The organism is Glutamicibacter sp. St.4D3 (assembly GCF_059728615.1).
This window is the reverse complement of record NZ_AP039380.1, coordinates 1576647-1602150: the sequence shown is the minus strand read 5'-3', so window position 1 is coordinate 1602150 and position 25504 is coordinate 1576647. Positions and strand designations below refer to the sequence as shown.

Below are 25504 nucleotides of genomic sequence, written 5' to 3'. Positions count from 1 at the left end.
CACAGGCCGAAGGCGCACCATGGACCGATGGGATTAGCCAGGTTCCAGCTCATCCCCGCCATGCCAGGGCAAGGTGGCATCCGGCGGTTCCGGGTCATCGCCCGGCCGGTCGGGGGCGTTGCCCGGTGGGCCGTGTGGTGCCCGGTTCACGGCCCCCGGTGGCGGGTCCCCGGGGATCTGCGAGGTCAGATCCGGGTCGCTGGGATCATGCCAATACCCCGGGGCGCCCGGCGGTATCTCATGCAACGCCAACACCTCACGCAGCTTCTCATCCACATACACCGCCTCCCGCGAAGGAGCGCTCATCGTGTAGTTGGAGCGACCATTCACGGTGGTCAGACTGCCCGGATCAGAAAAGTGCACCAACCCGTTCGGGGATTCCCACCGCACCGACCCATCCGGCAGGAACTGGCTCTGCCACCGCAACGCGTGTTTGAACATCTGATGCCGGGTACACAACAATTTGGTGTTATCCCGGGTGGTCGCCCCGCCCTTGGCCCAGTCCTTGACATGATCGATCTCGCACCGCTCCGCCGGGCGCCGGCAACCAGGGAACTGGCAATGCTCATCACGCAACTGCACCAACTCCTGCAACGCCGCCGGGGGCCGGTACCGGGTACGGCCCACATCGATCGGTGCCCCGTCCCACGGATCGGTAAGTACCCGGGCAAAGGACGGGGCGTGCCGGGCCAACGCCAACGCCACCGGAGCCGGAATCGGCCCGTACCCCTGCAACTCGGCCAACGCGGTCCCCGGGGCGGCCAACAACTCCACGGCCGGCAACAACACGTGCAGCTTCACCCGCACCCCCGGCCCGGGCTTCTCCGGCCACCCCTGGATCAACACGTCCCGGAAAACATCGGCATGCAGCTGCGCGTCGCTGCGCTGCTCATCCGGCTCCCGGTGCTCATTGGCGTGTGCGGTGATGTTCTTCATGATCGCCATGATGTCCTCCGCCGGCAGGCACGCCTGCAACGCGGCCATCCCATCAGGCTCGGCCCACCACCGCACATAGCGCTCCTCCACCCGACGTTCACGCCGGATGGCCGGGGCCTCGGGCAACATCCGGGTGCGCAGCTTCTTCGCCCGCTTACTCACCTGCGCATCAGTATCCCGCCGGGCCACCGGCAACAGGTTCTGCTCCAACTGCCCCACCTGCTCCGGCTGCAGATCCTGACTGGAACGAATCACCGTGATCGCGCTGCGGGTAGTGATCTGCCCCTGCAGCAACGCCTCCAAGGTGCGCGGACACAACTGGCGCAACCCCTCGGCCACCAACAGGCGGGCATTGGTCGAGTACTCGGTGGTGCGGGTGGCCAAGGACGCCTCGGCCACGAAATTCTGCCGGATCACCTGCTCCGAGCCCGGCTTCACCCCATACTTCTGGATACTGGCCAACTGCAGCGGATCAGTAATGTCCTTCTGCCGGTCCTGCAAATACGACAACTCCAGCCCCTCGGCCAGCAACACCGCCTCAACGGCATCGAGCATCGAACGCAGCCGCCCCACCGTTCCCAACCGCTCCAACACCTCACCGGGAGACCCCGGCGCGGCCGCCAGCAACTCATCGGTCACGGCCGAAGACAGGGGCTGGCACGCAATCTTGTAATCGATCCCGGCGTGCAGCACCCCGTCGATGCCCCAGTGGTCCCGAAAACCGCTGGGCAGGATCGGTAACCGGTGGACGTCATCCCCGGAATCGAAGATCTCTTTTCTGCCCATACCCCATCATCCCAACCCCCACCGACACTATGACCCCGACCACAACCAGATGGGGAAAGTTCGAAAAGATTTTCGAGTCGGTTCGACGCTCAGGTCGGGCTCGTGGCCCTTACGGCACGCTCCTGGCGGCAGTTTGGTGGAATGTGAGCAGGCTGGCCGGGGTCAGGCCCCAGTCCAGGACCGCTACTTCAACAACGGTCCCGGCCTGGGGTACGTGGGCGAACGAGGCGTGGCCGTGGAAGTAGGCATCCAGGCCCCGCAGCTGGTCGAACAGCTCCACCAGCTCATCGGGCTGATCGGTGAAGAACTGCAGCACGTAGTGCCGGACCGCGTCAAGATGGACATCTGGTTTGGGCACCGGCGCCTGCAGCAGCAGTTCGGTGATGTTGTTGTGCCCTTGCACCCGGCAGCCGGTCACCCGGCCCACGTCACTGATCATGGCTTCTCCGGTGCGGGATCATTGTCGGTGGGTAATTGCGGCGTGATTCCCAGCTGCAGGGCCGTGACCTGTGGCGGCGTCGAATCCTGGCGCAGGTAGCCGCCGAAGACCAGGCGGCGGCCGAGCAGGGCGCTGGCCGGCAGCTGGCACAGCGCCTCAAAGAGCTCCTGGGTACCCGGAACCACCCGGTAGCCCGAGGCACCGGCATCCACCTCAAGGTAGGGTGGCCGCTCCCCCAGCCCGAGACGGCGGACCACCCCGCTGCCGTGCAGCAGCAGGTTGGTTTCGTCCGGACCGGTGGGCTGGGTCGTGGGCATTAGGGCACCCGGGCGGTCCAGGCGTCGGTGGCGAACTTCGCGGCGGCCAGCTCGCGTGCGGCCTGGCGGCTGTCCTCATCCAAGGCGGCCTCGGTGGCCTGGTAGTGGCCGGTGAAGGTCTCCATCATGGTGCGGATGACCTCATCGCGGGCCAGCTGGGTTTGACTCTTGAGCGGGTCCACGCGCTTGACGGCGCTGGTGATGCCCTTGTCGGAGATCTTCTCCCGGCCGATGCGCAGCACCTCGACCATCTTCTGCGCGTCGATGTCGTAGCTCATGGTCACGTGGTGCAGCATGCCGCCGCGGGCCAGGCGCTTCTGCGCGGCGCCGCCGATCTTGCCCTGGTCGGTGGCGATGTCATTCAGCGGCTTGTAGTAGGCCTGCACGCCCAGCTTCTGCAGCGCGTCCATGACCCACTGGTCCAGGTACGGGTAGGAGTCGGCGAAGCTCATCCCGTCGACCAGGGATTCGGGGGCGTAGAGCGAGTAGGTGATGCAGTTGCCGGCCTCCATGAACATCGCCCCGCCGCCGGAGATGCGGCGCACCACCTTCACCCCGTGGTGGGCGGCGGCCTGCGCGTCGACCTCGTTGGACAGGGACTGGAAGGAGCCGATGACCACCGCGGCCTCGTTCCAGTCCCAGAAGCGCAGGGTCGGCGGGCGGGTGCCGGCGGCGACCTGGCGGGCGAGCACCTCATCCAGGGCGACCTGCTCGGTGATCGGGATGGTGGTGGGGGCGATGACCTGCCAGTCGTGGTCCGCCCAGGTGGTGGCGTGGCCCAGGGCGCGGCGCACCACGCGGGCCACGGCCTCGGCGTCGAAGCCAATCATTTCGGCGCCCTCGCGCAGTCCGCTGACCACGGCCTCGCGGATGGTGGAGTGCGTGGCGTCGGTGGGCAGCCCGATCAGCGCCCGGTTCAGGTCCTCCAGCGCCTCGTCGGGTTCCAGGAAGAAGTCCCCGTTGATGTTGGAGGCGGTGATGACCCCGTCGGCGCTGTCCAGGTCGGCGATGACCAGCTTGCCGCCCACGACCTTGTACTCGCCGTGGTGCTGGTACTGGAGCGCTTCGGTGGAATCTGCGTGCTGCGTTTCGTGCCCTTGTTGCGTCATGACTTCATCCTATCCGCTGCGCCGGGCCCTCTTCCGTGGCCGTCGGCGACTGGTTCGGCACACCGGGCCGGAAGCGGGAAGGCCGGTGGGGCGTTAAATGCCGCGGCGGGCAGTCCCGGTAATAAACCGGGGCTGCCCGCCGTGGTTGAAGCGGTGTGGGCGTTGCAGCCTACTTCTTGCCGCCGAAGCCCTTGAAGCGGGCGTTGAAGCGCTCGACGCGGCCAGCGGTGTCCATGATGCGCTGCTTGCCGGTGTAGAACGGGTGCGAAGCGGCCGAGATTTCGACGTCGATGACCGGGTACTCGTTGCCGTCCTCCCAGGTGATGGTCTTGGAGCTGCCAACGGTCGAACGGGTCAGGAACTTCTCGCCCGATGCGAGGTCGTTGAACACAACGTAGTTGTACTTCGGATGGATGTCAGCCTTCATGCTTTTATACCCTTTGGTTATCTGCCCCTGGATTTTGCCAGCGGCAACGTACTCGGAAAAATGGTGTCCACGCACGCGTGCGCACACAGACAGTCCATCCTATCGCACCGGGAGCGTGTTCGGCGAACCGCCTAGCGTGGTCCGCGGCACAATTGCCAGAACGCGACGGCGCTGGCGGCGGCCACATTCAGGGAGGCGACCTGCCGGGCCATCGGGATGATCACGCTCTGGTCCACCGCCTGCAGGGTTTCGGGACGCACTCCGCGGCCCTCGTTGCCCAGGATCATCGCGATCTTCTCCCCCGGCTGCGGCACCAGCTCATCCAGCGGGGTCGCGTCCTCGGTCAACTCCATCGCCAGGATGCGGTAGCCGTGCTCACGCACCCGCTCCAGGTCCGCCGGCCAGGTGCCAAGGCGCACCCAGTCGATGGTCAGCGCCGTGCCCATGGACACGCGCACGCTGCGCCGGTAGAGCGGGTCCACGCAGTTTGGGGTCAGCAGCACCGCATCCACGCCGAGCCCGGCCGCCGAACGCAGCATGGCGCCGAGGTTGGAGTGATCGGCGATGTCCTCCAGGATCGCGATCCGCGAGGACTTTTCCAGCACCGCATCCAGTTCCAGCGGGGCCGGGCGCTGCATGGCGGCCAGGGCGCCGCGGTGCAGGTGGAAGCCGGTCAGCGCCTCCAGTTCGGCGTCCTCGCCCACAAAGATCGGGGCGTCGGGGTAGCGGGCGAACTCGGCCTCCAGCTGGGGCAGGTATTTGCGGGCCAGCAGGAAGCTGCGCGGCACATGCCCCACCGAGATCGCGCGCTGGACCACCATGGTGCTTTCGGCGATGTAGATCCCGTTGGCGATGTCGCTGCGCATCCGCAGGTTCGCCTCGCTCAGCTTCAGGTAGTCATCCAGGCGCCGGTCCCCGTGCAGGTCGCGGATCTCGATCACCCGGTGGGCGTAGTGCGGCTCAGCCACCGTTGACCAGCTTGAGCAGCATGTTGGCCAGGGCGATGAGCCCCAGCACCACGATCACCGCGCGAAGCCACAGCGGGGAGAGCTTGCGTCCGATCTTCGCGCCGATGAACCCGCCGATCAGCGAGCCGACGGCGATCAGCAGCACCACGATCCACTGGATGCGTTCGGGGGCGATGATCAGATACATGCAGGCGGCGATGATGTTCACCAGCAGGGAGAGGATCACCTTGATGGCGTTGGACTGCTGCAGCGAGGCCTGCAGGAACACGCCGAACACGGCCATCAGCAGCACGCCCTGCGCGGCGGTGAAGTACCCGCCGTACACGCCGATCAGGAACACCAGCACGTACAGGATCGCCGGGATGCGCGCCTGGTCGGCGGCGTCCGGGTCGGTACCGCCGCGGGCGGCCTGGCGGGTCTTGGCCCAGGCGGCCAGCTTTGGCTGGAAGATCACCAGCACCAGGGCCGCGGCCAGCAGCACCGGGGCGACGACCCCGAACACCGATTCGGGCAGGTTCAGCAGCAGCAGGGAGCCGATCAGCCCGCCGATGATGGACAGCGGCACCAACTTCAGCAGCGTGCGCTTGACGGTGGCCGCCTCCCGGCGGTACCCCCAGGCCCCGGAGAACCCGCCGGCGACCAGGCCCATCGCGTTGGAGACCACCGCGTTGACCGGGGCGACGCCCAGGGCGACCAGGATCGGGAAGGTCACCAGGGTGCCGGAGCCGACCACCGTGTTGATGGTCCCGGCCCACAGCCCGCCCAAAAAGACAAGGATCTCCTGCCAGAAATCGAGCAACATCAGCCCCCGCGGATCCTAGCGGCGGGCGAACGCGCTGTAGCGTCCGCCCTCCACCCGTACGGCCAGCTCCATCCCGTAGGCGGCCGAGAGCTTTTCCTCGGTCATCGTCTCGGCCATGGTGCCGGCGGCGACGATCTTGCCCGAGTTCATCAGCAGCGCATGGGTGAAGCCCGGCGGGATTTCCTCCAGGTGGTGGGTGACCAGCACCAGGGTGGGGGCCTCCTCGTCGGCGGCCAGCTGGCTCATCCGGTACACCAGGTCCTCGCGCCCGGCCACGTCCAGCCCGGCCGAGGGCTCATCCAGGATCAGCAGCTCCGGGTCGGTCATCAGCGCGCGGGCGATCAGCACCCGCTTGCGCTCCCCCTCGGAGAGCTTGCCGAAGGGCTGGTTCATGAACGTGCTCATCCCCCACTCGTGCAGCAGGGCGAAGGCGCGGCGCTCATCCATCTTCTCGTACCGCTCCCGCCAGCGCCCGGTGTAGCCGTAGGCGGCGGTGAGCACGACGTTCAACGCGGTCTCGTGGGCCGGGATCTGGTTGGCGATCAGGGTGGAGCTCAGCCCGATGCGCGGGCGCAGCTCGAACACGTCCACCCGCCCCAGGGTTTCATCCAGGATCCCCACGGTGCCGCGGGTCGGGTGCATGCGCGCCGCGGCGAGGTTCATCAGCGTGGACTTGCCCGCGCCGTTGGGTCCCAATACGACCCAGCGCTGGCCTTCGGAAACTTTCCAGTTGATGCCCGACAGCAGTTCCTTGCGTCCGCGCACCACGCTGACATCGTTGAAAGATAGGACTTGGCTCATGGATAAAACCCTAAACTTTTCCGTGCGTTTTGCCTAAATCATCGGCCCGGTGCCGCGCAATACGTCCCGTCATTTTTGGCACCGGGGCGTTGCGGGGCCGAAAATGGTGCCATGCCTGCAACCTTTGCCCTGATTTCCCGTCCCGCCCTGCCCCGCCAGCGTTTTGAGGCGCTGCTTGCCGCCGCCGGCGCCGCCGGGCTGCTCAGCGCCCCGCCGGAAGAGCTGCCGGTGTTCTCCAACAACCAGCGTTTGATCGTGCGCACCCACGTGGAGCAGGAGGCGGCCGGCTTCCGGCAGAAGGTGGAGCGGTTCTTCGCCGGATACCTGGCCACCGGCGCCCTGCAGGCGCAGGACGCGTGCCTGGCCGTCGCGCCGGATCAGCTGGTCCAGGCCGAACGCCTGCTGCTGGTGATGGACGTGGATTCCACCCTGATCCGCCAGGAGGTCATCGAGCTGCTGGCCGCCCACGCCGGACGGGAGGCGGAGGTGGCCGCCGTCACCGAGGCGGCGATGCGCGGCGAACTGGATTTCGCCGCCTCCCTCATCCAGCGCGTGGCGACCCTGAAGGGCCTGCCCGAAAGCGTACTGGAGGAGGTCGGGGCGCGCATCGAGTACTCGCGCGGGGCGCGGCACCTGATCGAGCGCTTCCACGCGGCCGGGCACCTGGTAGGGGTGGTCTCCGGAGGGTTCCAGCAGATCCTGGATCCGCTGGCCAAGGACTTGAACCTGGACTACGCGCTGGCCAACACGCTGGGCATCGTCGACGGGGTGCTGGATGGCACGGTGCACGGGCAGATCGTGGACCGCTCCACCAAGGAGGCGATGCTGCGCGAATGGGCCGAACGCAACCAGATCCCGCTCACGGCCACCATCGCCGCCGGGGACGGGGCCAACGACCTGGACCTGCTGGGCGCGGCCGGGCTCGGGGTGGCGTTCAACGCCAAGCCGGCGCTGCGCGAGCACGCGGCGGTGAAGCTGGACTTCCCGGACCTGGAGGTCATCGCGGACCTGTTGCTGGGCAGTGCGGTGGAAGAGGGCTCGGTGTTCGACCACCCGGCCCTGGATACCCCGGCCGCCGCCGAGTAGCTCAAGGCCAACCGGGGAAATGTTAAGCGCATCTTCACCCAAATCCAACAACTAGATAACGATTCGCTGGCAAGCGGGCCTTAGCACGTTTTCGTGTTGGTCTAACCGATAGGATTTCTGGTGGCGCGCACCGGCACCCTCCCCGACGGCGGGAGGCAACCCGGCGGCGGCGCCTGACCCAATGTCGTGCGAAAGAGTCTAAGACCAGTGCAGATGAGCGAACCGGATTCCGGCGATTCAGCCAAGCAGCGCAAATCCAGCGCCAAGCCATGGATCATCAGCGGGTGCGCGGTGGTGGCCGTGGCCGGAGCCTACTTCGGCGGGGCCGCGTGGATCAGCTCGCAGATCCCGGCCAACACCACGGTCTCCGGGATCGCGATCGGCTCCCTGAGCCAGGACGAGGCCCGGGCCACCCTGCAGGAGCAGCTGGCCCCGCGGGCCGAGGAGCCCATCGACGTCACCGTGAACGCCAAGGACTACCAGCTGGACCCGGCCGCGGCCGGGCTCGGGCTGGACGTGGACGCCACCGTGGCGCAGCTGACCGGATACGAGCTGAACCCGGGCAAGCTCTGGCAGCGGCTGACCGGCTCCTACCAGGCCGAACCGGTGACCACCGTCGATGAGGCGAAGCTGACCGGTGAACTGGAGCAGCTGGCCAAGAAGGCGGATGCCGAGGTTGCCGAGGGCACCATCGAGTTCGAGGGCGCCAAGGCGAAGGTCGTCTCCCCGGTCAGCGGCGTGCAGCTGGACGTGGAGGATTCGGCGCACACCGTGCAGGATGAGTGGAAGCTGGACGGGGAAGAGATCCCGCTTTCGGCCGAGGTCACCGAACCGGCCGTCTCGGCTGAGCAGCTGCAGGCCTTCCACGATGAGACCGTGGCCAAGCTGCTCTCCGCCCCGGTGACGCTGAGCAACGGGGAGAAGCAGGTCGAGCTCTCCCCGGCCTCGATCGCCTCCGCCGCGAAGTACTCCGTCAACGACGAGCAGCAGCCGCAGCTGGTGCTTGATGACCAGGCGCTGTACAAGGCCGCGACGAAGAACTCGGAGCTGAGCAGCACCGCGAAGGACGCGAAGATTGTCTTCTCCGGCGGCAAGCCGAAAATCATCGAATCCACGCCGGGAATGGCCCTGGAAACCAAGGATCTGGGCGCCAAGGTGCTCGCCGCCGGGACCGGGGATTCGCGCACCGCCGAGGTGCGGATGGAAACCAAGGAGGCGGACTTCACCACGGAGGATGCCAAGAAGCTGGGCATCAAGGAGGAGATCGTTGAATTCTCCACCCCGTACCCGGCCAGCGACACGGTGCGCACCAAGAACCTGAAGGCCGGCGCGAAGCGGCTGACCGGCGTGGTGGTCAAGCCCGGTGAGACCTTCTCGTTGCTGGAGGCGCTGGGCCCGATCACCGTGGCCAACGGATACTACAGCTCCGGCGTGGTGGAAAACGGCTTCTCCACCGAGGCGGTGGGCGGCGGGCTGTCGCAGATCTCCACCCAGATGTACAACGTCGGCTTCCTGGCCGGCTACGACGACATCACCCACAAGCCGCACTCGCGCTGGTTTGAACGCTACCCGGCCGGCCGCGAGGCCACCCTGTGGGAGGGCCAGGTGGACATGAAGTGGAAGAACAACACCCCCTACGGCGTGATGATCGAGGCCTGGGTCTCCCCCGACGCGGTGCACACCCGGCTGTGGAGCACCAAGTACTGGAAGGTGAGCGAGTCCAGCTCGGGCAAGCACAGCTTCACCAACCCGGAGACCAAGTACAACGATGCGGAAAAGTGCGTCTCCGAAAGCGGGGGCAAGAAGGGCTTCAGCATCTCGATCACCCGCAACCGCACCAGCATTGACGGCTCGAAGACTCTGCCGCCGGATGTGACCAGCTGGACCTACGCGCCCTGGCACAAGGTGGTGTGCGGCAAGAAGCCGTAACCACCTGCCGGCGCACCGCGGGCCCGGAAGGAAGCCTTCACGCTTCCTTCCGGGCCCGCGGCCGTTAATCTCCGGACCGGGATTGGACCTGCCGGTTACAGTGTTCACCCCGGCCCCGCCAGCTGGCGGGACCGGGGTGAACGCGTTGGACGGCGCCTACTGGCCCGAGGCCTTCAAGAAGTCCCCGGCGCCGCCGACCAGTTCGGTGTGCCCGGTTTCCACGTCTGCGAAGACCATCTTGGCCACCTCCGCGCCGAACTCCTCCACGGAGTACAGCTTGCCGGCGGCCTCGCGGCGCGCGTCGATGGCGCCGGGCTCCATGCGGTTGAGCAGGGTGGCGGTGATGGTGCCCTCGATCATGTCCCCGGAGACCACCACCAGGCTGATGCCCTTCTCGCTCAGCTGCGGGATCATCTCGCGCAGCGCATCCTCACCGGCGCGCTTGGACTTGGCCACCGCGTCGTAGGCGTCCATGGTGGAGACCTCGTGGATGAAGTGCGCCTGGTGGCTGGTGACGAACACGACGCGGGCGCCGGCGGACATCTTGGGCAGGGCGGCGGTGAGCATGGCCACCTGCGCGTCGCGGTTCAGGCGCAGCGCGTAGTTCTCCCCCATGTTCGTTTCCATGCCGCCCGAGGCGTTGAGCACCAGCACGTCCAGCGAGCCGAAGTTCTCCACCGCGGCGTCCACCAGCGCAGCCGGACCCTCCACGGTGGTCAGGTCGGCGCCCACGGCGACCGCGCGGCCGCCCTTCTCCTGGATGCCGGCGACGATCTTGTTCGCCCGCGGGGCTTTGGAACGGTAGTTGACCACCACGCCGATCCCCTTCTCGGCCAGGATCTGTGCGGTGACCGATCCGATGCCGCGCGAGGAACCGGTGACGATTGCGCCCTTGTAGTCGCTCAAAGTCTTTACTCCTTGATGTTGCTGAATCTGTGGGTGGCGGCCGCCGCCGGCAGGGCGCCGGCCGCCAAGTTCTTCTGGGGCGGTGGCTAGTGGCCCATGCCCAGGCCGCCGTCGACCGGGATGACCGCCCCGGAAATGTAGGCGGCCTCATCGCTGGCGACCCAGCGCACCACCTTGGCCACCTCCTCGGCCTCGGCGAAGCGTCCGGCCGGGATGGAGGAGAGATAGTCCTTCTGGGTGGCCTCGGGCAGCGCGGCGGTCATGTCGGTGTTGATGAACCCGGGGGCGACCACGTTCGCGGTGATGTTGCGCGATCCCAGTTCGCGGGTCAGCGAGCGGGCGATGCCCACCAGCCCGGCCTTGGAGGCGGCGTAATTGATCTGGCCCGGGGAGCCGTAGAGGCCCACCACGGAGGAGATCAGCACGATGCGCCCGTACTTCTTGCGCAGCATGCCCTTGGAGGCGCGCTTGATGACCCGGAAGGCACCGGTGAGGTTGGTGTCGATGACCGAGGTGAATTCCTCCTCGCCCATGCGCAGCAGCAGGGTGTCCTTGGTGACCCCGGCGTTGGCGATCAGCACCTGAACCGGGCCGTGGGCGGCCTCCACCTCGGTGAACGCGGCGTCGATGGACGCGGCGTCGGTCACGTCGGCCTTCACGCCCAGCAGGCCCTCGGGCACCTGGCCGCTGCGGTAGGTGATGGCCACCTTGTCGCCGTTGGCCTCAAAGGCGCGGGCGATCTGCAGGCCGATGCCGCGGTTTCCACCGGTGACCAGGACGCTGCGCCCGGTCGGGGTCTCAGTGCTCAATCTTCTCTCCAATTCCTTGGCTCGACGGCGCACGGCACTCCACCGGGCTGCGGTGGGGGTTGGCGGCGCGCACGTGGCGACGAAAATTCTCTCACCTGTCATCCTATTGCCTACCAGTGGGTATTCTTAGTTCGACGCAGGGTAGAAATTACGCTTAAGCCCCGTTTCGGTGAGACAATGGCTACGGAATATTCTGCAGGAAGCTAAACCTGAGGTCATGACGCACACCCACCCGCATCGCCCCAACAATGCGGTGCCTGTTCACCGGATTACCGAGGCCCACGAGTCGCACACCGTGGACCATAATTCGCGCGTGCGCAAGTACACGATCTCCATGACCATCCGCGTGCTGTGCTTCATTGCCGCGTTCTTCACCCACGGTCCGCTGCAGTGGATCCTGCTGGTGGGGGCGGTGGTGCTTCCCTATATTGCGGTGGTGATCGCCAACCGGGGCGCGGACGTGACCAAGCGCCAGCCGCCGGCCGAGTTCTTCACCGACCGGGACGCCAGCCAGCTTCCCGCCGGGGTTTGGCAGCAGCCGGATGAGGAACAGGCGCAGCCCGAACCGCCGGAGCCCAGCGCCGCCGGGGAAACCATCGAGGGCACCTGGGCGGACGCGGCCGATGACTCCGAGGAGCCGGATAAGGGCGCCGCGGGAAAACCAGAAAACGAGCAACGGGAAGGGAACTAGATGGATCTGCTGTCCTCGCTTGGCGGTGGACCTGAAGGACCACGGGAACTGATCTGCAGCCGCAAGGGCTGCCGGCAGCCGGCCGAATTCAAGATCCTGTGGAACAACCCCAAGATCCACACCCCCGAACGCCGCAAGGTCTGGTTGGCCTGCCCCCAGCACCGCGACTGGCTGGAGGACTACCTGCGCCAGCGGCTCTTGTACAAGGAAACCCAGCCGGTGGATCCGGTGAAGGAGTAGATCGCACCCCATGTATCGTTTTTTGGCCAGTACCCGCTGGATCGGCTGGTTGCTGCTGGTGTGCGTGTTCGCGACCGCCTGCGTGTTCCTGGGGCGCTGGCAGATGGATCGCCGCGCCGAGGTGCTCACCGAGATCTCCCACGTGAACGAGAACTACTTCGCCCCGGCCAGCGGCTCCAAGGAGGCCATGGCGCTGTTCGATCAGCTGCCCGAGGACAAGAAGTGGACCACCGTGGCCCTGCAAGGCCAGTACCTGAGCGATGACACCCGGATTGTGCGCAATCGCATCAAGTCCGGACGCCCGGGCTACGAGGTGCTGGTCCCCTTCCGCACCACGCAGGGCAAGACGGTGATCGTGGACCGCGGGTTCCTTCCCATTGGCGATGAGCGCGGCGGGTGGCCCGATGAGGTGCCCGCTCCCCCGACCGGCACCGTCTCGGTCCAGGTGCGCCTGAAGCCCGGCGAGCCGACCCTGGACCGCACGGCCCCCGAGGGCCAGCTGGCCACCGTGAACCTGCCGAACTACGCCCAGCAGCTGGGCTACCCGATCGCCGAGGGCGCCTACGGGATCATGTACACCGAGGACCCGGCCCCGGCCACCGCGCCCATGCAGCTGGATCCGCCGGACACCGATGAGGGCCCGCACCTGTCCTACTCCTACCAGTGGTTCGCCTTCGGCGTGCTGGCATTCGTCGGCTTCTGGTACGCCGCCCGCCAGCAGAAGAAGCTGAACCGGGAGGACGCCGAGGAACTGGCCGAGGCCCGCGCCGCCGGCTTTGATGAGCCGATCCACAAGGTGCGCAAGATCCGTGCCAAGCAGACCAAGAAGTATCGCCGTGACGGTTCGCTGACCGATGAGGCGGTGGAGGACGCGATGCTGGACCAGGGCCAGGACCCGGCCCACAACCAGGACGCCGGGCAGCGCGGCTAGATCCGCCCCTGCCTACCGACCGCCGCCGGTCTGTTCGTGAACATCACAAACGGACCGGCGGCGTTCGTAGGGGCTCGCCCAACTCTAGGCGCGATACAAGATACCGGTTGCTATGGACTTTTCCCGGATCTCTCGTATGCTGAAGGTGTCGGGATCGTCCAGATCTCACAGGTGGCTCTCAAGGCCTACGGCGCTCCGTTTATCTGATGTGAGGAGCCCCGGATATCTGCGGCCGGTAACCCACGATAAACTGAGCAGCGCCGGTCCCGACACCAATCTTTCCCCCGCCACAGACCCGGCGGGCAGGCAGAAAACCGCCCGACCCACACCGGTGGATCGGGCGGTTTTCTCGTACCCGGATGGCCGGGAAAAACCTGACTGTGCTGGAGCCTAGGTCAGCGAGACCAGTTCCAGGTAGTCCTCGCTGTACAGGTCCTCATCCCCATCGGGCAGGATGACCACGCGCTCGGGGTTCAGCGCCGCCACCGCCCCCTCGTCGTGGGAGACCATGACCACCGCGCCGGAGAAATTCGACAGCGCGCCGAGCACCTCGGCGCGCGAGGCCGGGTCCAGGTTGTTCGTCGGCTCATCGAGCAGCAGCACGTTCGCGCTGGAGGCCACGATGGTGGCCAGGGCCAGGCGGGTCTTCTCACCACCGGAGAGCACCCCGGCCGGCTTGTGCACGTCATCGCCCACGAACAGGAAGGAACCGAGGATTGAACGCACGTCCGCGTCCCCCAGTTCACTCGGCGCGGTGCGGCGCATGTTCTCCAGCACCGTCTTCTCCGGATCCAGGGTGTCGTGTTCCTGGGCAAAGTAGCCGATCTTCAGGCCGTGGCCGGGCTGGATTTCGCCGGTGTCCGGTTCGGAGACCCCGGCCAGCATGCGCAGCAGGGTGGTCTTGCCGGCACCGTTCAGCCCCAGGATCACGACCTTGGAGCCGCGGTCGATGGCGAGGGAAACGTCGGTGAAGATTTCCAGCGAGCCGTAGGACTTGGACAGGCCCTCGGCCATCAGCGGGGTCTTGCCGCACGGGGCCGGGTCCGGGAAGCGCAGGGCGGCGACCTTGTCGGCGGCGCGCTCCTCCTCCAGCCCCGAAAGCATGCGGTCCACGCGCTTGAGCATGGACTGGGCGGCGGAGGCGCCCGAGGCGCGGGCCTTCATCTTGTTGGCCTGGGCCAGCAGCGCGCTGGCCTTCTTCTCCACGTTGGCCCGTTCCCGGCGGCGGGTGTGCTCATCGGTTTCGCGCTGCACCAGGTAGCGCTTCCAGCCCATGTTGTACACGTCTACGGTGCCGCGGTTCGCATCCAGGTAGAGCACCTTGTTCACGGTGGCTTCCAGCAGCCCGGTGTCGTGGGAGATCATCAGCACGCCGCCGGAGTAGTTCTTCAAAAAGTCGCGCAGCCAGCTGATCGAGTCGGCGTCCAGGTGGTTGGTCGGCTCGTCCAGCAGCAGGGTTTCGGCATCCGAGTACAGGATCCGGGCCAGCTCGACACGGCGGCGCTGGCCGCCGGAGAGGGTGCGCAGCGGCTGGTCCAGGATGCGGTCGGGCAGATCGAGGTTCGAACAGATCGCCGCGGCCTCGGATTCGGCCGCGTACCCGCCCCCGGCAATGAACTCGGCGTCCAGCCGGTCGTAGCGGCGCATCGCCTTCGCGGCGATGTTCGGATCCTCGCTGGCCATTTCGGCGCGGGTGCGGGCCAGCTTGTTGATGATCTTGTCCAGGCCGCGGGCCGAGAGGATGCGGTCGCGGGCCAGCTGCTCCATGTCCGGGGTGCGCGGGTCCTGGGGCAGGTAGCCGATGGAGCCGCGGGAGCTCACTTCCCCGGCGGTGGGCTGGGATTCACCGGCCAGCACCTTGGTCATGGTGGTCTTCCCGGCGCCGTTGCGGCCTACCAGACCGATCTTGTCGCCCTTGTCGATGCGGAAGTTCACCTCGTCCATCAGCAGCCTGGCGCCGACGCGCAGCTCAAGGTTGGCCACGGAAATCATCTGGTGAACCCCTTTCGAAGGTTGCCTGGTTCTGTTGCCCGGCGAGCAGATTTCGGGCAACTTATCCAGTCTACCGGGGTTCGGGCCCGCCAGTGGTGCCAAAGTGCATAAGCTAACACCCGCCCCGAAGGTTTCGGGACGGGTGTTGGCAGGGTGGTGTTCGGCCTAGCTGCGCTGGTTGCGGTAGTCGTTCATCTGCACCAGGCGCCGGCGCAGCGAGGATTCGCGGCGTTCGTCGTTGCCGCTGGTCTTGTCGATGTGCGCCGCACCGAAGCGCCACAGCAGCATGTCATCCAGCAACCGGTCCGGCCCCGGCGAGTAGCGGTGGTCCAGGGCCGAACGCACCTCGGTGACCACGTTCGGGTCCAGCAGCTCGGCCAGCTGCCAGGTCCGGGTGATGCCGTGCGCCCCGAGCAGCTCGGCCGCCCAGGACCAGTCGTCATCGCGCTTGCGGTCCACGTGCGGCAGCAGGGTCTGCCAGATCTGCCCGATCCGGTCGCTGTTCAGCTCCTGGCCGCCCAGCCCGTCCCGGTCCTGGTAGGCGTTGAGCGTGTTGTACAGCTCGTCGATGTCGGTGAAGTAGTTCTCCACGGTTTCCAGCATGGCGGCGGTGGCGGTGAATTGGCGGTCCAGCTGCGGGCTCCACACCCCCTGGCCGGAGTTCTTGAAGCGGATGTCGTGTTCCACCTCGCTCCAGGCGTGCTGCAGGATGGTGCGGATCTGCACCTCGAAGGTGAAGTTGCCGCTGGGGACCACCGGCTTGCCCAGCTGCTCCTGGAAGCGGCGGACGCTGGGTTCGTTGCGGGTCTTGAGCAGCAGGTGGCGGGAGGAGTATCCGTAGGTGCCGGACTCCACCGAGCCGATGTCCTTCTCCCGGTCGCTGCGGCAGTCAAAGGCGGCGCGCTGGGCCTTGATCATGTTCGCGACCTGCTGGATTTCGTGGGGCAGCTTCACGATGATGCGGATGCCGACCATGTCGTGGATCTCACGCAGCGGGTTGGGGAACTCCAGCACCGGATCGCTCTCGGCGTCCTCCTGCAGCTGGCGGGAGGCCTTGGCGCGGAAGGAGGGCACCGATTTCACCCGCCCGGTGATGAACAGCGGCTGGGCCTCCTCCGAGGCCTCGAACAGGTTGCGGATGCGTCCGAGCATGGTGTCCAGCACCTGCTGCAGTGCCGGGCGCACCTTGGCATAGCGCCGCACCGACTCGTCGATCTGTTCAGCGAAATCGTTGGCGGCTGGCTCCTGTTCGCTCATTGGCTGCTCCCCTGTCGTTCCGTCACTGCACACCACGGCGCCGTAGTGCGCGCGGTGGTGCTGGTGCGAGTCTACTTGGCCAGGTGGACACTTCAGCGAATCCGATGACGCCGGATGCCGGGCGGATGACACCGGCACCGGTGCGCTAGGAACGGTTCAGGCGCTGGGCCAGGTCGTCGTACAGCGGAGCCTTTTCATCCACGGCGGTCGCGGTGGCCACCGAACCCGGCGCAGGCTTGCCGTTGGCCGAGGCCTGGGCGGTCTTGGCCTGCGCGGCGGCGGCCTTGGCCTGGTTGCGTTTGGCTTCGGCGATCGCCTCGGCCCGGGCGCGGGCCAGCGCGTCCTGGTGCTCCTGCTCCAGCTCGCCCAGGCGCTCGGCCTCGGCGTTCTGCGCATCGCTCATCGCCGCCTGGTAGCCATCATCGTAGGCCACCCCGTACTTCTCGGCGTTCTCGGCCTCCACGTCACGCTCGTAGGCCTCGCGCAGCTTCGCCGCCTCGGACTTCTTCTGGTACATGTGCACGGTCAGGTGGGTGATGGCCAGCAGCACCACCGGCGGCATCGCGGCGACCAGCGCGGAAACCAGCGGCGGCACGCCGTTGGAGATCGAGTCCACGGTCAGGATCGCGTGGGTGGAGTTCGCCGCGGTGGAGACGATGGCGCCGAAGAACAGCAGCGCCCACGGGTAGATCATGGCCTTGCGCGGGAAGCCGTTCAGCGCAACGATCGCCACGGTGGCGGCCACGATCATGCCGTCGATGATGATCGGCCAGATCCAGGACAGCTTCGGGTCGATGCCCGAACGGGTGGCCAGGTCGGTCAGGGCGGCGAAGGAGAGCACGAACGCGCCCACCGCGATGAGCACCGTGGCGCCCACAGCGGTGCGCAAGACGGCACGGTGCGGCTCGTTGGGGATTTCGGGCTGGTTATCCATGGGATCCATGCGGGATGGCAGGCCTAACTGTGCTCGGCAGCTCGCCGGGGGAACACCGCGTGGCGGGGTGAGTGAGCTGCATGGGGATGAGATGGGGAAAAATGGTGGCGCCAGGGTTTGCGAGTTGGCGGCGCCACCAGCCATTTTAGCGCTCCGGCACCCGGCCGCGCAGCAGTGGGCGGATCAGGCGCGGCGGTCGGTGAAGCGGGTGCCCGAGGCCCGGGCGGAGACGCCGCGGGCCGAACGGTCAAAGGCCAGCCAGATCACCGAGAACCAGATGTAGGGCACCAGCGGCAGGGCAAGCAGCTGGAACAGGTTCCCCTCGGGCACGATGGCCATGATCGACTGGAACAGGTAGATCCCGCCCAGGCCCAGCAGCACCCGGGCCAGCGCCCGCCCGGTGCCGGCCGGCCCTCCGCTCAGGGCACGCACTTCGAACCAGGCGCAGCGTTGTCCCAGGGTGGCCCGCCCCGGCGCCAGGGACGGGATGATCACCACCAGCAGCACCGCGGCAATGGAGAGCAGGTCCTGCAGGTAGTCGATGCGCGCGGTGTGCACCCCCAGGCGTTCGGCGACCTCCAGCACCAGGGACACGGCCATCACCAGGGCTGACATGAACGCCAGGTCGAACAGGTTCGCCAGCGCCCGGCGGGAGCGGGTGACCGCCCGGGCCGGGGCGTACTGCCCGTCGCGTTCGCTCGGCCCGGAGAGGAAGGCAAAGACCGGCAGGTAGGCCAGCAGCGTGCCAAGGAACGCCCCAAAGGTGTTCACGATCAGGTCATCGACATCCGCCACCCGGTAGGCGCAGGTGTAGATCCCCCAGATGCCGGTGTACTGGGTGGCCTCGATGGCCAGGGAGAGGGTGAAGCCGATCAGGGTGCCGGTGAACACGTTCTGCCGCGCCCAGCGGATCGCCAGGATCCCCACCGGGATGAACAGCAGGACATTGAACAGCACCTGCCACAGTTCAAAACTGGTCAGGAACGCGCGGCGTCCGCCCTCCCAGGCCAGGTTGAAGTCCTGGAAGAAGTGGAACGGCTCGAGCTGGGTTTGGGCGACCCCGGGCCGGCAGAACGCGTCGCGGGTCTCGGGCATCGGCAGCATGGTGTAGCTCAGCAGCCCGAAGACGTAGAGCACCACCACCGAGCTGGTGATGGTTCTGCGCCAGGACAGGCGCCCGTGCTTGTGGTACTGCAGCGCCAACAGGAAGATGCCTGCGGTCGCCACGAACAGCCCCGCTATCAGCAGTGCCATCGCCCCGGGCCACAACAGGTCCATAATCCTTTGCATACCCAAGGGTAAAACGATTTGCCGTCGGGGCGGGAGCAAAACCCGGTGTGAATTGGCGCTCTTTAGTCCACGGGCGCCGGTTCTCTTAGCTGCGCGGGATGCGGCAGGCGTCCAGCTGCTGCCCGACCTGGCGCACCTGGCGGTCCCAGCGCAGCATCGAGGCCAGCAGGCCCACCCCCAGCAGCGCGGCCAGGATCCGCAGCAGCCACACCGGATGCCATTGCTCGATGGAGATCTGGTCGACGAACACGGCCAGGGTGATCAGCATGCTCAGCCCGATCATCAGCTTCTCGCTGGTCCAGGACACCTGCTGGGAAATGAAGAACAGGGCAAAGAGCCACAGGATGTACCAGGGCTGGATGATCGGGGCCAGCAGCACCACCGCGGACAGCGCCCAGGCGCCCAGGCGCAGCGGGTCGCTGATGTTCCTGGCTAGGGCCAGGCGCGCGACCAGGTAGACGGAGAACAGCCGGGCCAGGGTGAACACCACCTGGGCCACCACCGAGGCGTCCGCGCCAAACAGCGAGGCCAGCAGCCCGAACAGGGTGCCCAGCAGGCCCACCGGGGCGTAGGGGAACGCGGCGGCACCGGAGGTCAGCATCGCCGGCAGCCAGCCGAACCAGAGTCCGGTCAGCGCCCCGAAGAGCGTGAGCCACCCGGCAATGGCCAGCGTGGTGCGCCACCACACCGCGATCCGTTCGCGCAGCCCGGCGCTGCGCCCGAGCATCATCAGTCCCAGGAAGGGCAGCAGCACCAGCACGATCGGCTTGATGCTCACCGCCACCGCCAGCGCGAACGTGGAGGCGATGATCCGCCGGCCCTGGGCCAGGCCGAACGCCCAGAAGGTCGCGGCGATCATCAGCGCATCATTGTGCACCCCGCCGATCATGGTCAGCAGGAACAGCGGGTTGGCCACGATCACCCACAGCGCCCAGTGCGGGTTCACCCCGAGCCTGCGCGCCAGCCACCCGGTCGCCCAATAGCAGCCGGCCACCCCGGCCACCGCCAGCAGGCGCAGCAGCCCCACCCCGATTTCCGGGATGCCGCCGGAGATGACGTAGATCAGCCGGGCCACCACCAGGAACAGCACCCCGTAGGGTGAGGGCGACTGGGCCCACAGGCCGTCCGAGCCGCCGTCAAACCAGCCCGGCAGCGCCGAGATCCCCTCGGAGTACGGGGACTTGCCCGCCTGCAGCATCCGGCCCTGGGCCAGATAGGAGTACACATCCCGGGAGAGGATCGGGAAGCTGGCCAGCAGCGGGGCACCCCAGCTGGCCACCAGCCCGGCCAGCGATCGCCCGGGCAGCTGCCCCTGGTTTTCCACCCTGGGACGCAGCAGCAGCCAGCAGCGGGTGAGCCACACCAGCCCCACCGCCATGATGAGCATGCAGGCCAGCACCCCGATCAGCTCGGTGCGGAACTGGATGAAGAAGCCGGTGCGGGCCAGCGGCGAATGCTGGTTGCGCGGGAACCAGCCGATCCCCCAGCTGGCCACGGTGATCAGCACCGAGGCGCCCACCCCGTGCCAGCGCAGCGCGCGCAGGCTGGGCGGGGCCGGGGCGCGGACCACCGGGGCGCTCATGCGGTACGGGTGAACTTGGCCAGCCACGGGGTCTGCTTCAGCAGCCCGGGCAGGATCGTGCGGGTGTGCCGGTCCACCAGCAGCAGCCAGGCGATCGCGGCGATGGACACGCCCCAGGAGATGAACCGGACCCCGGGCACCAGCTCCTCGGCCAGGAACTGCCAGATGAACAGCTGGTCGGCGGCCTGGTAGGCGATGAAGTACAGCACCGTCAGGTGCACCCACAGCATCTGCCAGTCATCCCGGATCCCGGTGGCCGCGAAGAACGGCAGCAGCCACAACAGGTACCAGGGGTGGATCACCGGGGAGAGCACCACGATGGCGGAGAAGCCGATGGCCAGGCGCTGGACCAGGTGGCTGTACTTGCCGCGGAAGATCACCACCATCGCCAGCGCCACCCCCAGCAGCCGGCCCAGCAGCTTGATCACCGGCAGGATCCACTCGGTGGACAGCCCGAACGCGGAGACCGCGCCGCTTAGCAGCATGATCACGATGCCCAGCGGGGAGAAGATCGAATACCCGGTACCGGTGAACAGCATGACCTTCAGCCAGCCGAACCAGTAGCCGTTGAGGAAGCCGAGCAGCGTCATCAGCGCCAGCAGCAGCATGCCGGAGTAGAACCAGTACAGGATCCGCTTGGGCCACTTCGCCTCCGGCCCGGCCCACAGCAGGCCGATGAACGGCAGCAGCACCAGGGTGATCGGCTTGACCCCGATCGAGGCGGTCAGCACGATGACCGCCAGCACGCCCCTGCGTTGGCAGGCCAGGTAGACGGCCATGACGGCCAGGCCCACCATCAGCGAGTCGTTGTGCGCGCTGGCCACGAAGTTCAGCAGGAACAGCGGGTTGGCCACGGTCACCCAGGTCGCCTTCGCGCCGTCGACCTTGTGCAGCCGGGCCAGCTTCGGCAGGTAGTACAGGCACAGGATGACCCCGAGGAACGCGATCAGCCTGAAGGCCAGGATCGACAGGTCCGTGGAATGCCCCACGGCGGCGACCACCAGGTATTCGATCAACAGGTACAGCGGCCCGTACGGGGTGCCGTCCTCCGCCCACATGGTGTCGGTGCCCAGCTGGAACCAGTTGCTCACCGAGGAGATCCCGTCGCTGTACGGGTCCTGCCCGGCCATCACCAGCCGGCCCTGGCCGATGTAGGCGAACACGTCGCGGGACATGATCGGGATGCTCACCAGCAGCGGGGCGCTCCACAGCAGCACGGCCTTGCGCACCACGGCCAGCGAGCCCTCGTGCCAGCCCGCAAGCTTCTGCCCCAGCCGCCACCAGGCGCGCACCAGCACCCAGCAGCCCAGGGTCAACAGGATCACGGAGGTGATCACCCAGAACGTCTCGGTGCGCATCATGATGAAGAACGGGTCCTGGTTCAGCGGCGAGACGCTGGCCAGCCAGCCGACCCCAAAGGAGCCGAAGAGCACCAGGGTGGAGCCGATCAGGCCGCTGACCAGGGTGCGCGGCACGCCGGTGGCCGGCTTGTGCTCCAGGACCTCTGGCTGGTTAGTGGACACCATTACACCTCGTGGGTTCATGACAGGGCGACGCCCTGCCGCGGCATCGGGCCGCCGTTGCAGGCCCGGGGCGAACCTAGTGCAGAGCTGGAAAATCTCTGTCGATTTTAGCACCGGGGCCGCCAAATTCCGGGCGTGACACCGCGGCAACCCGCCCCGCGTGTGCGATGTTCACCGCACAACGGCGGTAGATTGGATCCCGTGGCTAGTAACTCAGAAATGATTGTATGGATCGACTGCGAGATGACCGGGCTGAACCTGGAAACCGACGCGCTGATCGAGGTGGCGGTGCTGATCACCGACGCGGAACTGAACGTGCTTGATGAGGGCATGAGCGTGGTGATCAAGCCGGATGACGCGGCCCTGGAGCAGATGGACGACTTCGTGCGCGACATGCACATCGCCAGCGGTCTGCTGCCGGAGCTGGCCGGCGGGATGGACATGGACGAAGCCCAGAAGCTGGTGCTGGAGTACATCACCGCCCGGGTGCCCGAACCGAAGAAGGCCCTACTGGGCGGCAACTCGGTGGGCATGGACAAGAACTTCCTGGCCCGGGACATGCCCGCGGTCATCGACCACCTGCACTACCGGGTCATCGACGTGTCCACCATCAAGGAGCTCGCCCGGCGCTGGTACATCAAGGCGCACTACAACGCCCCGGTGAAGACCGGCAACCACCGGGCGCTGGGTGACATCCAGGACTCCATCGACGAGCTGAAGTACTACCGCGGCACCATCATGGTCCCCTCCCCCGGCCCGACCTCGGTCGAAGCCGCGAAGGTGGCCCGCCAGGTGAGCGGATCGGCCGCGCAGGGCAGGTAGCGGCTCCCCCGATCGGCTGGTGATCGACAACACAGCGAAACCGATGCTTTCCGAGTTGGCATTCACCAGCCGATTGTGTGTATGATAATTCTCGTTGCCCGGTACGAAATCAGGAAGCAAAAGCCTTCTGACTAGTCTGGAAACAAAAAATGAATATGGTGGGTATAGCTCAGTTGGTAGAGCGTCTGGTTGTGGTCCAGAAGGTCGCGGGTTCAAGCCCCGTTACTCACCCCAAGTAGCCGAGGTGTGAACTTCAGATTGTGAAAGCAATCGAGGTTCGCACCTCGTTCTCATTCAAGTCGATCTCTACCCAGGTCACCCTGGTCGTCGACAGCTCCCGGTGGACGATCACACTGAACGCCACGTTCCCAGATTGCTGTTGTCACGCCATGGAACGTCGGGCTGCCCAGGCGTCGGCTCACGTCGATGCAACCCGCTTCCCCTCGTGATGCCGGCTGCTATACGTCATCCTTGGGCCGGTCTTTCACCGGCGCTTGATGTTTCGCGAGGTCATAGGAGTCCTCCACGAGCTGTTCCACCAGCGAGCGGGTGATGGTCTCGCCACTGGCAACGGAAATCCAATGCTGCTTGTTGAGGTAGTGACCGCGACCGATCGAAGCATGATCTCGCCGCAGCTTGTCCCCGTGATCCGGGGCGGTCTTGACGGTGATGATTTCAAGCTCCGGCTCATCTTCGGTGATGATCATGAAGACCTTTCCGGCAACCTTCCACACCTCCAGATGCTCGGTGAACGGATACCCGCTGCTCGTACCCGGCAGCCGCTTGGCGACCTCGGCCGCGATGTGCTGGATCTGTTTTCCGCTCAGGCTCATTGTCCTGTGCCCTTTCCGAACGTAGAGGGGTCTACCGGCCACCGGCTCTTCGGCACATTCTGCTCCAGCACCAGCAGGTAGGACTCCGTGACCAGATCCTCGACCAGCTGGGCGTCAATCTTCTCACCGGGATTCAGGGTGATCCAGTGCTTCTTGTTCATGTGATAGCCCGGCGTGATCTCCTGGTAGGCCTCGCGCAGCGCTGCACCGTCCGCTGGCCAGGCCTTGAGGATCACGATCGGCTCGCCCGTGATCCTCGTCTGCAGCATGAATACCCGATCGCGCACCTTGAATACATCCCAGTCCGGGCCGAACGGCCAGCTGACACCGGTCCCCGGCAATTCCTCGGTACGCGCTGCGGCCAACCGCTGGATCATCTCACCGTCCATGTGCTTCCTCCTTGCCGATCGACGACGATTCCACTCTATCCAGAGCGGAGAAACGCGCACGGCGTGGCGTTGTTCATGCGGATCTGAACCCGAAAAATGGCACTCCTCCCGATGACTCCACCCGCGCGGACGGGCAACAGCGGCCCGAGATAGCGGCCTAACTCGGTGCGCACTAGCTGGCGAAGCGCTCCTGAGAAAACTAGTGAAAATTCTGGTTGTGTTTCACGATCGGATCCCCTAGCCTTAAACTGCTCGCAAAAGCCGATCAGATAGCGCGGGTTTGAGATGAAAACTCATCCCGCAATAGTCCTGGTGCCCGGCGCGTGGAGTGGAGCCTCGGCCTGGGAACCGACGGCCAGCTTTCTGCGTCGCAGGGGCCTTGAAGCGCAAGCCGTGACCCTGCTTGGACTCGAAGCGGGTCAGGCGCACGCCTCCATCGCCGAGGTCCACCTGGAAGATCACGTCAATCAGCTCACCACCCACATCCAGCGGATGGGCGCACCGGTGGTGCTGGTGTCTCACTCCTATTCGTCAATGGTTACGGCCCAGGTCGCTGACCGGCTTGGTGACCAGGTAGCCGGGCTTGTTCACTTCGGCGGCTTCATGCCAACGGACGGACGTTCACTGCTCGATGGCTGGGGCGACTCGGAGTCGGCGCGCAACCAGGAGCGCCAGGCGATCATCGAGGCGGGAAACCTGTGGTTGCCTCCCGAACGGCACATGCTGGACTATGAGCGAGACCTCACGGCCACCGACCGAAACCGTCTGGCCGAGAGCTTCACGCCGCATCCGGGGTACACCGTCATCGACCCTGCACGGCTGACGAAGGACACTGCAGGACAACCAACGACCTCTGTGGTCCTTTCACAGGAGAAGAGCCAGACGTCGAGTCAGGCCATCGACCACTCCCAAGGCCGATGGCGCTATAAGCACTTCGTGAGTGGGCGCTGGCCCATGCTGTCACGGCCGAACGAGGTCGTTGACCTTATCGCTGAAGAAGTCGAGCACTACAGCCAGGAAGAAAGGTAGATCATGGCGACAACGGACCGTTCCGGCTGCCCCATCAATCTCGCAGTAGAAGTCCTCGGCGACCGGTGGACGCTGCTCATCCTGCGCGACATCATCTTCGCTGGGCGCCGGCACTTCCGCGAACTTCTGCGCGGATCGGAAGAGAAAATCACCAGTAGCATCCTCGCCGATCGCCTTGAACGACTCACAGCGACGGGGGGCCTCATCCGCGTCGACGATCCAACTCACCGGCAAAAAGCCAAATACACATTGACGGAAAAGGGCATCGACCTCGTTCCGATCATCGCCACCGTCGGGCAGTGGGGGGCGCAGCATTGTCCTGCGGACGAGGAGAAAACCGACGTCGTCCGGGAGCTCGCCTACGACCTGCCGGCGTCATGGCGGAACGTCATGGACTCCCTGCGAGCTGAACATCGGACAGAGAAAAAGGCCAGAACCTGAGTGTCAACCCGCAAGACGTGCGAACGTTCTACTAGAGGACGGCAGGAACCCCTGCGATAACGGCATCGCCCAAGAATGCTTCGTCGCTTCGCAAAGGTTGGCCTGCATGCCCACGAGTTTTGCGCAGTTCGCCCAGTGACACCAGCTCGGGCGCAAACTTGTTCAGCGTCGGCATTTTGTCCACGCTGAGGTTCACGACAATCGTTGTTCTGCAGCATCAATGGGCCAGCCCACT

General features: G+C 66.2%; 27 protein-coding genes and 1 tRNA gene. 9 read left to right on the top strand and 19 right to left on the bottom strand.

The genetic code is table 11. From position 1 onward, the window contains the following. Positions 1-33 precede the first annotated feature (33 nt). From AC6I21_RS07345 to AC6I21_RS07310, 8 genes are all read right to left on the bottom strand, one after another. The gene (locus AC6I21_RS07345; RefSeq protein ID WP_497763363.1) at positions 34-1722 is read right to left on the bottom strand and encodes an HNH endonuclease; all 1689 of its coding nucleotides are present in this window, start codon (positions 1720-1722) and stop codon (positions 34-36) included. Positions 1723-1831: 109 nt separating this feature from the next. Next, positions 1832-2161, bottom strand: a complete 330-nt coding sequence (locus AC6I21_RS07340) for a hypothetical protein (RefSeq protein ID WP_497763362.1) — start codon at positions 2159-2161, stop codon at positions 1832-1834. Continuing rightward, entirely contained in the window at positions 2158-2478 is a 321-nt protein-coding gene (locus AC6I21_RS07335) for a hypothetical protein (RefSeq protein WP_497763361.1), read from the bottom strand. Before AC6I21_RS07335 ends, AC6I21_RS07340 begins: the two co-directional genes overlap by 4 nt. After that, positions 2478-3587, bottom strand: a complete 1110-nt coding sequence (lplAB, locus tag AC6I21_RS07330; protein ID WP_396278517.1) for a lipoate-protein ligase LplAB — start codon at positions 3585-3587, stop codon at positions 2478-2480. The genes AC6I21_RS07335 and lplAB overlap by 1 nt, the downstream gene beginning before the upstream one ends. 169 nt (positions 3588-3756) lie before the next feature. Next, positions 3757-4014 (bottom strand): type B 50S ribosomal protein L31, encoded by a 258-nt coding sequence (locus AC6I21_RS07325; protein WP_138173919.1) that lies wholly within the window; start codon positions 4012-4014, stop codon positions 3757-3759. 131 nt (positions 4015-4145) lie between these two features. After that, complete coding sequence (locus tag AC6I21_RS07320) at positions 4146-4982, bottom strand: TrmH family RNA methyltransferase (protein WP_446754620.1); 837 nt, start codon at positions 4980-4982, stop codon at positions 4146-4148. Next, complete coding sequence (locus AC6I21_RS07315; RefSeq protein ID WP_171021110.1) at positions 4975-5784, bottom strand: sulfite exporter TauE/SafE family protein; 810 nt, start codon at positions 5782-5784, stop codon at positions 4975-4977. The genes AC6I21_RS07320 and AC6I21_RS07315 overlap by 8 nt, the downstream gene beginning before the upstream one ends. A gap of 15 nt (positions 5785-5799) precedes the next feature. Next, positions 5800-6585 (bottom strand): ABC transporter ATP-binding protein, encoded by a 786-nt coding sequence (locus AC6I21_RS07310; RefSeq protein ID WP_346922057.1) that lies wholly within the window; start codon positions 6583-6585, stop codon positions 5800-5802. Positions 6586-6696: 111 nt separating this feature from the next. On the opposite strand from AC6I21_RS07310, the gene serB reads away from it, so the two are divergent. Together serB and AC6I21_RS07300 are read left to right on the top strand one after the other, a co-directional pair. Continuing rightward, the gene (gene serB / locus AC6I21_RS07305) at positions 6697-7671 is read left to right on the top strand and encodes a phosphoserine phosphatase SerB (protein WP_497763360.1); all 975 of its coding nucleotides are present in this window, start codon (positions 6697-6699) and stop codon (positions 7669-7671) included. A 213-nt stretch (positions 7672-7884) separates the two neighbouring features. Continuing rightward, the gene (locus AC6I21_RS07300; RefSeq protein ID WP_497763359.1) at positions 7885-9600 is read left to right on the top strand and encodes a VanW family protein; all 1716 of its coding nucleotides are present in this window, start codon (positions 7885-7887) and stop codon (positions 9598-9600) included. Between the two features lie 156 nt (positions 9601-9756). On the opposite strand, the gene AC6I21_RS07295 is transcribed toward AC6I21_RS07300, so the two are convergent. Beyond that, on the bottom strand, positions 9757-10506 hold the full coding sequence (locus AC6I21_RS07295; protein WP_138173911.1) for an SDR family oxidoreductase: 750 nt from the start codon (positions 10504-10506) through the stop codon (positions 9757-9759). A gap of 86 nt (positions 10507-10592) precedes the next feature. Next, entirely contained in the window at positions 10593-11315 is a 723-nt protein-coding gene (gene fabG, locus AC6I21_RS07290; protein ID WP_249354241.1) for a 3-oxoacyl-ACP reductase FabG, read from the bottom strand. Positions 11316-11532: 217 nt separating this feature from the next. Here fabG and AC6I21_RS07285 point away from each other — a divergent pair, with 217 nt between their 5' ends. From AC6I21_RS07285 to AC6I21_RS07275, 3 genes are read left to right on the top strand one after another with little or no spacing between them, the layout of a single operon-like run. Further along, positions 11533-12006 carry a DUF3099 domain-containing protein gene (locus tag AC6I21_RS07285; protein WP_138173908.1) on the top strand — a complete coding sequence of 158 codons (474 nt, stop codon included), beginning with the start codon at positions 11533-11535 and terminating at the stop codon, positions 12004-12006. Next, positions 12007-12246, top strand: coding sequence for an acetone carboxylase (locus tag AC6I21_RS07280; RefSeq protein ID WP_138173906.1), 240 nt, complete (start codon positions 12007-12009; stop codon positions 12244-12246). Between the two features lie 10 nt (positions 12247-12256). Further along, positions 12257-13177, top strand: a complete 921-nt coding sequence (locus AC6I21_RS07275) for an SURF1 family cytochrome oxidase biogenesis protein (protein WP_138173904.1) — start codon at positions 12257-12259, stop codon at positions 13175-13177. 390 nt (positions 13178-13567) lie between these two features. Here the strand turns inward: AC6I21_RS07275 and AC6I21_RS07270 are convergent, their stop codons facing one another. From AC6I21_RS07270 to mptB (AC6I21_RS07245), 6 genes are all read right to left on the bottom strand, one after another. Next, the gene (locus tag AC6I21_RS07270; RefSeq protein WP_138173902.1) at positions 13568-15169 is read right to left on the bottom strand and encodes an ABC-F family ATP-binding cassette domain-containing protein; all 1602 of its coding nucleotides are present in this window, start codon (positions 15167-15169) and stop codon (positions 13568-13570) included. 165 nt (positions 15170-15334) lie between these two features. Continuing rightward, positions 15335-16426 carry a GTP pyrophosphokinase gene (locus tag AC6I21_RS07265; RefSeq protein ID WP_138173900.1) on the bottom strand — a complete coding sequence of 364 codons (1092 nt, stop codon included), beginning with the start codon at positions 16424-16426 and terminating at the stop codon, positions 15335-15337. Positions 16427-16571: 145 nt separating this feature from the next. Then, entirely contained in the window at positions 16572-17360 is a 789-nt protein-coding gene (locus tag AC6I21_RS07260) for a DUF2637 domain-containing protein (RefSeq protein WP_138926188.1), read from the bottom strand. A gap of 183 nt (positions 17361-17543) precedes the next feature. Next, positions 17544-18638 carry a VanZ family protein gene (locus AC6I21_RS07255; RefSeq protein ID WP_497763358.1) on the bottom strand — a complete coding sequence of 365 codons (1095 nt, stop codon included), beginning with the start codon at positions 18636-18638 and terminating at the stop codon, positions 17544-17546. 97 nt (positions 18639-18735) lie between these two features. Continuing rightward, positions 18736-20259, bottom strand: a complete 1524-nt coding sequence (gene mptB, locus AC6I21_RS07250; RefSeq protein WP_497763357.1) for a polyprenol phosphomannose-dependent alpha 1,6 mannosyltransferase MptB — start codon at positions 20257-20259, stop codon at positions 18736-18738. Continuing rightward, positions 20229-21758, bottom strand: a complete 1530-nt coding sequence (mptB, locus tag AC6I21_RS07245) for a polyprenol phosphomannose-dependent alpha 1,6 mannosyltransferase MptB (protein ID WP_497763356.1) — start codon at positions 21756-21758, stop codon at positions 20229-20231. Before mptB (AC6I21_RS07245) ends, mptB (AC6I21_RS07250) begins: the two co-directional genes overlap by 31 nt. A 216-nt stretch (positions 21759-21974) precedes the next feature. On the opposite strand from mptB (AC6I21_RS07245), the gene orn reads away from it, so the two are divergent. Continuing rightward, the gene (gene orn / locus AC6I21_RS07240) at positions 21975-22577 is read left to right on the top strand and encodes an oligoribonuclease (RefSeq protein ID WP_497763355.1); all 603 of its coding nucleotides are present in this window, start codon (positions 21975-21977) and stop codon (positions 22575-22577) included. A 158-nt stretch (positions 22578-22735) separates the two neighbouring features. Then, positions 22736-22811 (top strand) — tRNA-His (locus AC6I21_RS07235). Positions 22812-23035: 224 nt separating this feature from the next. Here AC6I21_RS07235 and AC6I21_RS07230 read toward each other — a convergent pair. Then, positions 23036-23410: an MmcQ/YjbR family DNA-binding protein gene (locus AC6I21_RS07230; RefSeq protein ID WP_497763354.1), complete on the bottom strand. Its 375-nt coding sequence runs from the start codon at positions 23408-23410 to the stop codon at positions 23036-23038. Continuing rightward, positions 23407-23799 carry an MmcQ/YjbR family DNA-binding protein gene (locus AC6I21_RS07225; protein ID WP_497763353.1) on the bottom strand — a complete coding sequence of 131 codons (393 nt, stop codon included), beginning with the start codon at positions 23797-23799 and terminating at the stop codon, positions 23407-23409. Before AC6I21_RS07225 ends, AC6I21_RS07230 begins: the two co-directional genes overlap by 4 nt. Before the next feature lie 285 nt (positions 23800-24084). Here AC6I21_RS07225 and AC6I21_RS07220 point away from each other — a divergent pair, with 285 nt between their 5' ends. Continuing rightward, positions 24085-24828 carry an alpha/beta hydrolase gene (locus tag AC6I21_RS07220; RefSeq protein ID WP_497763352.1) on the top strand — a complete coding sequence of 248 codons (744 nt, stop codon included), beginning with the start codon at positions 24085-24087 and terminating at the stop codon, positions 24826-24828. A 3-nt stretch (positions 24829-24831) separates the two neighbouring features. Continuing rightward, positions 24832-25269: a winged helix-turn-helix transcriptional regulator gene (locus AC6I21_RS07215; RefSeq protein ID WP_497763351.1), complete on the top strand. Its 438-nt coding sequence runs from the start codon at positions 24832-24834 to the stop codon at positions 25267-25269. Positions 25270-25300: 31 nt separating this feature from the next. Here the strand turns inward: AC6I21_RS07215 and AC6I21_RS07210 are convergent, their stop codons facing one another. Further along, positions 25301-25465 carry a hypothetical protein gene (locus AC6I21_RS07210; RefSeq protein ID WP_497763350.1) on the bottom strand — a complete coding sequence of 55 codons (165 nt, stop codon included), beginning with the start codon at positions 25463-25465 and terminating at the stop codon, positions 25301-25303. Between the last annotated feature and the right edge of the window lie 39 nt (positions 25466-25504).